This window comes from Capsulimonas sp. (assembly GCF_039929585.1).
Taxonomy (GTDB): Bacteria; Armatimonadota; Armatimonadia; order Armatimonadales; family Capsulimonadaceae; genus Capsulimonas.
Genome location: NZ_JBDSQY010000190.1, coordinates 1 through 9,316 on the forward strand (window position 1 = coordinate 1; position 9,316 = coordinate 9,316).

Annotated in this window: 9 protein-coding genes; 2 read left to right on the top strand and 7 right to left on the bottom strand. The window is 61.5% G+C overall.

Annotation, left to right across the window (positions count from 1 at the left end; genetic code table 11):
• Positions 1–13: 13 nt before the first annotated feature.
• The 6 genes from ABIZ35_RS13655 to ABIZ35_RS13680 all read right to left on the bottom strand — a co-directional run bounded on the left by ABIZ35_RS13655 (position 14) and on the right by ABIZ35_RS13680 (position 6,360).
• Positions 14–805, bottom strand: a complete 792-nt coding sequence (locus ABIZ35_RS13655) for a hypothetical protein (RefSeq protein ID WP_348220464.1) — start codon at positions 803–805, stop codon at positions 14–16.
• Between the two features lie 131 nt (positions 806–936).
• Positions 937–1,248 carry a hypothetical protein gene (locus tag ABIZ35_RS13660; RefSeq protein WP_348220465.1) on the bottom strand — a complete coding sequence of 104 codons (312 nt, stop codon included), beginning with the start codon at positions 1,246–1,248 and terminating at the stop codon, positions 937–939.
• A gap of 135 nt (positions 1,249–1,383) precedes the next feature.
• A complete protein-coding gene (locus ABIZ35_RS13665) occupies positions 1,384–3,678 on the bottom strand; it encodes a hypothetical protein (protein WP_348220466.1) in 2,295 nt (764 codons plus the stop codon).
• The gene (locus tag ABIZ35_RS13670) at positions 3,671–3,967 is read right to left on the bottom strand and encodes a hypothetical protein (RefSeq protein ID WP_348220467.1); all 297 of its coding nucleotides are present in this window, start codon (positions 3,965–3,967) and stop codon (positions 3,671–3,673) included. Before ABIZ35_RS13670 ends, ABIZ35_RS13665 begins: the two co-directional genes overlap by 8 nt.
• Before the next feature lie 343 nt (positions 3,968–4,310).
• A complete protein-coding gene (locus ABIZ35_RS13675) occupies positions 4,311–5,915 on the bottom strand; it encodes a terminase family protein (protein WP_348220468.1) in 1,605 nt (534 codons plus the stop codon).
• The gene (locus tag ABIZ35_RS13680; protein WP_348220469.1) at positions 5,836–6,360 is read right to left on the bottom strand and encodes a hypothetical protein; all 525 of its coding nucleotides are present in this window, start codon (positions 6,358–6,360) and stop codon (positions 5,836–5,838) included. The genes ABIZ35_RS13675 and ABIZ35_RS13680 overlap by 80 nt, the downstream gene beginning before the upstream one ends.
• Positions 6,361–6,846: 486 nt before the next feature.
• Here ABIZ35_RS13680 and ABIZ35_RS13685 point away from each other — a divergent pair, with 486 nt between their 5' ends.
• Complete coding sequence (locus ABIZ35_RS13685) at positions 6,847–7,557, top strand: PEP-CTERM sorting domain-containing protein (RefSeq protein WP_348220470.1); 711 nt, start codon at positions 6,847–6,849, stop codon at positions 7,555–7,557.
• A 74-nt stretch (positions 7,558–7,631) separates the two neighbouring features.
• On the opposite strand, the gene ABIZ35_RS13690 is transcribed toward ABIZ35_RS13685, so the two are convergent.
• A complete protein-coding gene (locus tag ABIZ35_RS13690; RefSeq protein WP_348220471.1) occupies positions 7,632–7,928 on the bottom strand; it encodes a hypothetical protein in 297 nt (98 codons plus the stop codon).
• A 405-nt stretch (positions 7,929–8,333) separates the two neighbouring features.
• Between ABIZ35_RS13690 and ABIZ35_RS13695 the strand changes: the two genes are divergently transcribed.
• Positions 8,334–9,248 (top strand): FKBP-type peptidyl-prolyl cis-trans isomerase, encoded by a 915-nt coding sequence (locus ABIZ35_RS13695; protein ID WP_348220472.1) that lies wholly within the window; start codon positions 8,334–8,336, stop codon positions 9,246–9,248.
• The last annotated feature ends 68 nt before the right edge of the window (positions 9,249–9,316 follow it).

Consider the following 9,316-nt stretch of genomic DNA (forward strand, 5'->3'; position numbering starts at 1 on the left):
TAGAAAGGCCACCCTACCGATATGTTTGCAGCGTCTTGTTCAGCTCTTGTTCGTACCATTTGTCGAAGTCGGGAGAACTGATCTCCGGAACGCCGCCCCGGCGCGGGGCGTTCTTGCCGCCGCCGCCTTCGGGCGCGCCGCGCCGGCGATCCCCTTCCTTCTGATTGTGATAATCCGCGATCACCCGCTCCCGGTAGGCCGCGCGCTCCCCGTGCGACTCTCGCGCAAGGTCCGCAATCGGCCGTCCCGTCGCCAGCGCCATGGCCCGCACATAATCCGTATCCGCCTCGGGGAAGTGGCGGCTCACGGCCGCAAGATCCTGCTCCAGCATCCAGCCCGCCATCTGCTCGCGCTCCCGCTCCAGGGCGCGATGCTCCATCTCGACCTGCATGCGCTGATGCGCCACCGCCGGGTCCATCAGGCCGCGATCGACCTGCTGCCGATACGCCGCCGCCACCTGCTCATGCTCGGCCATGGCGACGCGCTCTTCCAGCGCCTCCTGCACCGCCTCAGGGCTGTCATACCCCTCGGCCTGCAGCGCCTCCAGCACAGGGCTCCACCGGTTGAGTTCCTGATAGCGCTCATTGACCTGATGGAACCGCTCATAGGGGACCGGCCCCCGCTCATCGTCTTCGCCGTCCTCGTCATCCTCATTTAACGCCTGATCATCGATGTCGTCATCCTCCGGAAAAGAGGCGACCTCTTCCGAATCTTCGGGCGAAGCATACCAGTCCCCAACATCAATGCCATCCGCGGGCGACGCGTCGGCTCCGTCATTTAACGCCCCTTCAATAAAATCATCCACGGTTTCAATTGTCTCCTAGAGAAAGCTTATCTCTTCCCTCTGCTCTGACAAACCCTTCCCTGCTTCAAGGGAGGGGTGGCCCGAAGGGCCGGGGTGGGTCACGCAGAGGTCGGCCGAAGGCCGGGGGTGGGTCACCCAGAGGAGTGGCGCGCAGCGCCGGGGTGGGTACGACGGCCGCAACTGCAAGCCGCCTTCGGTTTCGCCGCGCCCGCCTTGGCTTTTGCCGACACCTTCGTAGCCACCTTAGCCGCGCGCGGCTTTACCGCCGCGATCATCATCGGCGACAGCGTCGGCAGTAACCGGCTCATCATGGAGCCGACACCCGGCCCCACATGCCCGGCAGTCGGAGGCGGCGCCATCGTCGGCAGCATCCGTCCCGACACCGCGCGTCCCGGCAAGATGGGGTGCGGGATCAAATGTGGATCGATCGTTCGTTTCGCCATAATGTTCTCCTTGGTTGATAGATCGCGAAATTCAGGTCTTCGTAGCCCACGACAAGACTCGCCTGGACACCACAGTTACGAACGCCCCCTTTCCCGCCCGAAGGGCCTTTAGCCGGGAAAGGGGGAAGCCGAAGTTTACTTCGGTGGGGGGATGGGGTTCTGTTCCCCCCGCTCCGCCCGCCACTTCTCAATTTCCAACTGCGCCTTGTGGGTCTCCAGATCCATCGCATGCTGATGATCGATCGCCCGAAGCTGAGCCTCGTGCTCCATCTGGATATGCGCCGTCGCTTCTTCCTGCTGATGGTGGATCGCCGCCAGTTCCGCCGCATGCTGCTGCTCCGCGTGCGCCATCTGCGCCGCGTGCTGCTGCTGCATCGCCGCCGCCTGCTCCGGGTCCGGCTGCGCCGCCCGCGCCAGCGCCAGCGCATCCATGCGCGCCTGGAGCATCGTCTCATACACAGCGTCCGGGTTCGTGTACTCCAATTCCTCCAAGAGGATCTTTGCCGCCGTCGGATCTCCCGGCGGCCCAAACACACCCGCCCGGTAAAGATCCATCACCTGCGAAGCCCGCGCCGCCGGCGAAATCGGCTTCGCGCTCCCCGGCGACACCCGCACCCGGCAGGACCCACCCGCCGAAAGCGCCCGGAACGATCGCGCCTGCATCACCGGCGCCAGCCACCCATCGTCTTGCGGCCCCGCGCCCGATCCCATGGTTTGCACCCCCAGTGGGGGCCGGGGGGCATCTTCTCCAGCGCCTGGAGGGCCGAAGCCACCCATGGCCTTCCCCGACGGCGGTCCAAACCCACCAATCGGCCCCGCACCCGACCCCATGCTCTGCTCCCCCGGTGGGGGTAGGGGAGCGTCAGGAGAGCCAAATGGCGGCTTCGAGGGCCGCATTCCTCCCTTCGTAGCCGTCCCCTGAGAAACCCAAACTAGCCGCGGCTCCTTGTAAAACTGCGCCGCCAGCGCAATCTCCCATTCGGCCCGGCGCTGATGCCACGTCTCGATGTTCTCGATAAAATCGGCCATCTGCGTCGTATCGGACTCCAAGAGCTGCTGGATCGCCGACGCCGCCGTCACACCGCTTGGAACCCCGCCCTCGGAGACCTCATGCACCCCAGAGATGTCGTTCAAATCCCGGTCGTCCACCTGGAGCAATTGCATCAGAAACGACGGCAGCGGCGGCGCCGGGATATGCTGCGGCGCCACGCTTCCCTGCTTGTAGTAGATCACCTCGCCCGGCGCCGCGCTGTCGAAGGCGTCCACGCCGATCTCGCTGCCCTCTTGCGCCAGGATCTTTCCCCAGGACGTTTTGCGATGCTCGATCGTCCGCGAAATACCCTCGTTATAAGAACGCTGCGCCGAGATCAAATCCGACACCGCGTTCAGACCATACACCGTGCTCTGCCCGTCTTCAAACGACAGCGGAATGAACGGAAAGTCGTCGCGTTTCGCATAAGGCCACGGATCGTCGCGCAGCACCCGCCCGCCCGCCACCGTGATCAAGCGCCCTTCGGGGAAGCGCAGCGTCGGCTTCTCCCACAGCTCCTTCACCAGAACGCTTTTCTGCGACTGACCGGGTTCGGCCCCGCGCCCATACTCTCCGACCACCGACGCCAGCCGACTCTCGACATATCCGCCCACGCCCCCGCCGGCGTCGCCCTCAATATCCAGCGCCTTGTCCCCATACTTCAAGCGCAGCTCTTCCAGCGAGCGGACCTTCGCGTGGATCAGCCACGCCACATCCTCCCAGTCCCGCGCCTTTGGGTCCAGGTAGATCTCGAAGATCGGCGCGATATCCTCGCAGATATCCCCGATCGCCGCCGTGGACGATCCCACGATCGCCCCCGAAGCGTCAAACTTCGGGACCTCCGCACGCCGCTCCGGGTCCCAGTAGACCTTCAGAAACGCCGTGGACGTCGTCAGCGCGAACCGCGCCAGCCGCTTGACTTGATGCGGACGCCGCCACACATTGTCCAGATGCTCGATCAGCGCCCGCGCCTCAGCCGCCGCCGCCCGGTCCAGATCCGAAGTCGTCAGCGGCGCCACCCCCGCGTCCGGCATCGCGCTCAGTCCCCGCGCAAGCAGCTTCTTGATCTTCGGCCGGATCTTATTCCGGACCGCATACACCCGGTGCGGACGCCGAGGATCGCGCATCGACCGCAAAATCCCATGCGCGTTCGACCAGCTCACCCACTGGTTGCCCAGATAAAACGCCAGGCTCTCAAACCACGCCGGCTCATGAATACGCCGATTGTCCGCCGCGCTGTTATATCGCTCGTCGACCAGGTGCGCCAACGCGACTTCCTCCGTCGACGGCGTTGTCCGCATCCGGATCAAATCGTCCGCCGACAGCTCGCTGTCCACATTCCCCGGGTCCCGCAGCGTCACCGTCGTCCGCGCCTTCTTTTTTTGGATTTGCTCAGCCATGCGTCGCCGCTTCCTCTCCGGTCATCGGATCGACCAAACTCCCCGCATGATCCACACCAAACTCTTCTCTCAACAGCCGACGATACTGCTCCAGCTGCTGCCGCCGCTCCACCTTCCCCGGATCCTCATACTCCTCGTCCAGCGCCGCCGCACTCACGATCTCCAGCTTTGGCGCGGCGCTCACAGGCTCTTCTACGACCGTAAGAACTTCATCCGACACGCGCTGACTGCCCCGCAAAAGCATGCCAAGCAAAATACCAGCAAGCACGCCGACAACGAAATCGTCCATAGGTTTCTCCTTTGCACAGCACAAATCTCACCCGCCCCAGAGGCGCCAGCGATTAAACACCCGCAAGCGGGTACCCAGCCTACAAAAATGGCCGTCCGCCTTCGCAGACTTCTGAACCCGCGTAGGCGGGTGACCGTACTTTTAGCCGCGAATTCATTCGCCAGGCTTCTGATATTCGCCGGGCTTACGCGGACTGCAAACGCCTATACTTGATTGCCCTGACGCACTCAAATCGGCATTTAATCCACGGAGGTGGGTTTTGGCGCACTTCTAGGCGCGGTTTTAACCGCCGGCGTCTCTGGGGCTGCACACTTTCGATTGTCTACGAGACCGCACCCGCACCTCACCACTCATCCTCCCCCTCCGTCAGCGCATGCGGCAGCCGCTTCGGGTCGATCACCTTCACCCCGTGATACTTCAGCACCCGACTTTCCGTCGGCTCCGGCCGCTTCGCCCGCGCGGGTCTCGAAAGCAGCCCATACCTCAAGGCGTCTTCGCTGTGATCCTCCGCCGTCGTATCCAAATCTTCCAAGTCCCTCGGATCCGGCCCCAGCGTCCCAATCGTCCGGATCAAATTCGGACAGCGGCCCCGAAACACCGTCAGCGCGCCGGGTTCATGCAGATACTCGCGCACTCTCGCCCAGCCGTTCACGCGGTCGTTGTTCGCACGGATCACATTGAGACCCTCGCCCCAGTACTCCTCAGCGATATACTTGCCCGGATGCCCCGCCCGCGCCTTCGCTTCCTGCGGCGGAAAGATCGACGGGTCCGCGTAGATCGGACAGGATTTCGGCGCGATCCCGTACCGCTCCAGCACCTGAGCGACTTTGACCGCCTGCTCGCCCGGCGTCAGGCGGGTTTCATACACCTCATCCATCACCGTCACATTGCCCTCGTCGTCGCTCGCCATCAAAAGAAAACAGAACGGCGCCGCCTTGCCATAATCCAAGCCCCCGAAAAACCGATGCCACGCCGGAACTTCAGACGGCAGACGGACATGCTTCGCCTCGGACCACTCCGAAAAGTAAGCTCCCTCTTGAATGTCCCAGTCGCCGCGCAGCAAACGCGCCTGCTCCACTTCGGGAAGCGACTTCAAATTGACCAGGTAGTGCGGATCGATGTCCAGCAGGATCTTATTGTCGTAGACCGAGGAAAAGATAAACGTCACGGATTTCCCCGGCAAGCCCTCGTCGTCACGCCAGTCTTCAGAGACCCACACGATCTCCCCGTTCACACGGGTAAACCAGCGCAGCTCCCCGTGCGCCGCGCGGTCCAGCCGATTTTTGTCCAGCCACGGCGACAAAAACTTCTTCACCCACGATCCCGCCTTCGGATTCGTCGTCGCCCGGACATACGGCCGAACCCCGCTCGTCGAACGGTTGCGCGACAGCAAGTAAAAGAACTGGTCTTCGGTGAAGTGCGTCAGCTCGTCGAAACAGATCAGCGGGACTTCCGTTCCCTGCCAGTCGTGGACGGTGTCCGCTCTTTGAAGATGCGCCATCTTCCCCTTCGCCCCGCTCGGAAACTTCCAGGTCAGCGTCGTCAAATTCGCCTTCGCGCCTGTTTTCGGGAACAGCTTTAGCGACGCATCCCACAAGCCCCCATTCGCGGTAATCTGCGGCGACGTCCTTCGGAAGATCACGAAGTTGAAATCTGGATTACCCCGATGCCGCAGACACTCCATCAAGAGCGAGTGAGTCTTTCCGCCGCCCGCCGCTCCGCCGAAAATCACAATGTCCGCGCGGCTGTTGTAAAAATCCGTCTGCGGCCCCGGCTGCGGCGGCGGAAGCCCCGCCGGCTGACGATCCCGCTCCCGCCGCAGCGCCTTCGACGCCGTACTGCCCGTGCGATCCTCCGCACTGAGTTCTTTAGACGCCGCGCCGGGGGTTGACCTCGATCGCTCCCCATCGCCGTTCCACATAGTCAAGGAGCCTGGTTCGCGTTTCATCGTCGTCGATCGTCTCCTGCGCGGCCTGCACCAGCGCCGCGCCCATCTGTCCCATCACCGCGTCCAGCGCCGCCAGCCCGATCGCCCCCGCACTCTTCTGCTTCTCGATCCGCAGCGCCAGCGTCCCTACTTGAGTCAGCAGTGATCCCGCCGCCGCGAGATCCACGATCTTCACCGGCTTCGCCGGCCGCTCCGGATTCCCGAACGACTCATGCCATGCGATCAAAGCCGCCGAAAACCGATCGTACCGCTCCACGTAATCCGTCAGCAGCGCCCGCAGCAGCGCAAGCTCCGGCAAAAGGTCCAGAGGATCCGAATGTTCGGCGTGCCGCGCCGCCAAATCACGAAGCCGTTCACTCCCAATTTCAGAGTAACGCCCCGGCGTTTCCGCCTTCGCTCGCTTGCGCCCCGCCCGTCGCCCAGCCTCTCCCTCAGCGCTTTTCAACACTAAAATGGCCTCCAAAAGTCGCAATAAATACAAAATTAAGCATGCAGGCGTCATCTAGTGTTATGTTTTTTCGTCACCTAGCATACCATCATAAAAATAAACAGAGCGACCGTATAAATAACAGGGAAATTATGCGATCATATAGTATCAGCGGACAGGCTCCTGGTTATCCGCAGCGTCGATAGGCCGCCGCGCACGCAGCGAAACGGATCGCTCCGGCTCGGGCGACGCCTTCTCAAGCAAGCACTACCCCGTGGTTCTTTACGCGGATTCCAATGTTGGAATAAATCTAACTCGCTCTTTAAAATAGTTACAAACCGCAACAGTCATGTTGTTTTTTTGCGCAATGAACTCACTCTGAAAAAATATTCAAAAAAATTATTGATTTAGGGTACAGACATTCAGTTCTGGCATAAAAAATGCAACGCTGACAGAAGCGGCAAGATTCTTATTAACACCGCTTAACGCCAAGGAACCATTAATATGGTCAGACATCATTACACGACTGCCGCGGCATTAACCCTCGTTATGCTCGGCGGCGCGGCCCACGCCGATCAGCTCATCACATTTACCGGAACGATTCTTCGCGGAAATTTGGCCACGTTTGGCGCTCATGCCGGTGACACGTATACGCAATCGTTCATCATCAAGACAGGCGCCGTCAATCACGCCGGCAACAATCAACTGCTTTCGAAATTCAAAAGCACCGGAACAGTCACTCCCGGCGACATCACGTCCATGGTAAACTTCAGCGGCCATACCGTGATCTTTACCGCCACACAAGGCGCGACAGTAGCGCTGGACGCCGCGAACTACTTCCCCTCGTATGCTCACGGCGAGTTCCTGCTCGGGACGACTACCAAAGGCGTCGGCAATGGCGTCACCGGCGCGGCGACCAACGGCGGCGTAATCGGATACGCTTATACGGGCACCGGTCCACTGACTTCTTCGCAGGTGCAAATCGCCGGCCCCGGCTTCACTAACTTCTCGCTGTGGAAGTGGACCGGCGCAACGTTCGAAGGCAAGAACTCGCAGGGCGTATTCGGTAAGTTCCTAGTCAACTTCACCAACGTCTCCACGCGAGACCTCAGCCTTCCGACCCCGGAACCCGGCCAGTACGCCGCCTTCGCGATCGGCCTGCTCGGCTTGGGCGCGCTCATCGTTCGCAAGCGCAAGTCATTGTCTGCATCCTAAAAGCCCCAATGGCAAGATAGTTCGCCGCCGCATCCTTGCGGCGGCGATTCCTTTGTCACCCCCGCCATGCGTTGTCAGCCCCCCGCTTTTCGTCCCCGCCTCGCCAGCTGCTCGATCGCTCCCGGCGGACACTGCAGCGGCGGACGCTCATCCACCTTCATTTGATACGGGCGCCCCGCATACGCCTCCGTCGGCCAGCGGCGCACCGTATCCCGATCCGGCGCGCCCGGCGCCGCATCCTCCGGCGGCACATGCACCACCCGATACTCCGCCCCCGTCTCCGCACAAGCCACCTTCAGCAGATCCCGCTGCGCCCGCTCCCCGGCCAGCGCCCGCTTCAAATTCTGTCGACGCTCCATAAAAGTAGACATATGATTCACTCCCAGGCAGAAAATAAACCGCCCTGCCTGGCGGCTTCGAACATAAAATTTGTCAGCGATCAATTTCCTAAAGATCGAGACAGCGGGGTGCGGAGATGCATCCCGCCGTCTCGGAAGGAGGAGAAGTTCCGATCACATTATTATAATACCGCACATATGTTCGTATTTCTACCCTTTAGGCATTCTCCATTTTCCATATGGAACGATTCTCCTCACAATTATGCTATATAAGGGAAACCGTACCCAGACACGCCTTTGGAGAACTCCGCAATGCAACGACCATCACTCAAAACCATCACCCTCGCCGCGCTTGTCGCCGGTGTGCTGGGAGCGCCACAGATCGGCGCGCTCGGCGCCGATCCCGCAGCAGCCACAATCACCGCCGTGACGATGGCCATGTCCCCCGACGACACGCATCCACTCAAGACCGGCGATGTCGCGCCGAAGATGACGAGCACGCTCACCGGACCGGACGGCAAGCCGTTCGATCTCAACAAAGCCATTGCCGCCAAGCCGACGATTGTGATCTTCTTCCGTGGCGGATGGTGTCCCTACTGCAATACTCATCTCGCGTCCCTGCAAAAGATCGAACCGGACCTGGCCAAGCTCGGCTACCAGCTGCTGGCGATCTCCCCGGATAAAACGCCGAAACTCGCCGATATGGCCAGCAAAGATAAGCTAAGCTATATCCTGCTGAGCGATCCCAGCATGCAGACGGCCATCCAGTACGGGGTCGCTTACATGGTCCCCCCCGACATGGACAAGGCCCTCCAAGGCTTCGGCGTAGATCTCACGGAGCGCACCGGCGAAGACAAGCATATCCTTCCCGTCCCCGCCGCTTACGTCCTCGACACCAAAGGCAATATCAAGTTCGCCTACTCCAACCCCGACTACAAAGTCCGCGTGGACGCCGACGCCCTTCTCAAAGCCGCCAAGGACGCCGTCGCCACGGACGCCGCAAAAACCGGTGAAACCATCACCACCAAAACCGGCCTCAAATATGTCGACACCGTCGTCGGAACCGGCGCCACAGCCAAAGCCGGCGACAACGTCTCCGTCCACTACACCGGCACGCTCACCGACGGAACCAAATTCGACTCCTCCGTCGATCGCGGAACGCCCTTCGACTTCCCGCTCGGCGCCGGCCAGGTCATCCCCGGCTGGGACGAAGGCGTCGCCGGCATGCGCGTCGGCGGCAAGCGCAAGCTCACCATCCCCAGCGACCTCGCCTACGGATCCCGAGGCGCCGGCGGCGTCATCCCGCCCAACGCCACCCTCATCTTCGACGTCGAGCTCATCGCCATCAAGTAAAGCACCATTTTAGAAAAGCAAGCAGCGCCGCGCGATCTTAAGATCGCGCGGCGCTGCTTGCTTTTCTA

Coding starts and splice junctions, on each gene's coding strand:
- ABIZ35_RS13695 (WP_348220472.1), top strand. CDS start 8,334: ATGTCCCCCGACGACACGCATCCACTCAAGACCGGCGATGTCGCGCCG.
- ABIZ35_RS13675 (WP_348220468.1), bottom strand. CDS start 5,915: ATGAAACGCGAACCAGGCTCCTTGACTATGTGGAACGGCGATGGGGAG.
- ABIZ35_RS13660 (WP_348220465.1), bottom strand. CDS start 1,248: ATGGCGAAACGAACGATCGATCCACATTTGATCCCGCACCCCATCTTG.
- ABIZ35_RS13690 (WP_348220471.1), bottom strand. CDS start 7,928: ATGTCTACTTTTATGGAGCGTCGACAGAATTTGAAGCGGGCGCTGGCC.
- ABIZ35_RS13685 (WP_348220470.1), top strand. CDS start 6,847: ATGGTCAGACATCATTACACGACTGCCGCGGCATTAACCCTCGTTATG.
- ABIZ35_RS13665 (WP_348220466.1), bottom strand. CDS start 3,678: ATGGCTGAGCAAATCCAAAAAAAGAAGGCGCGGACGACGGTGACGCTG.
- ABIZ35_RS13670 (WP_348220467.1), bottom strand. CDS start 3,967: ATGGACGATTTCGTTGTCGGCGTGCTTGCTGGTATTTTGCTTGGCATG.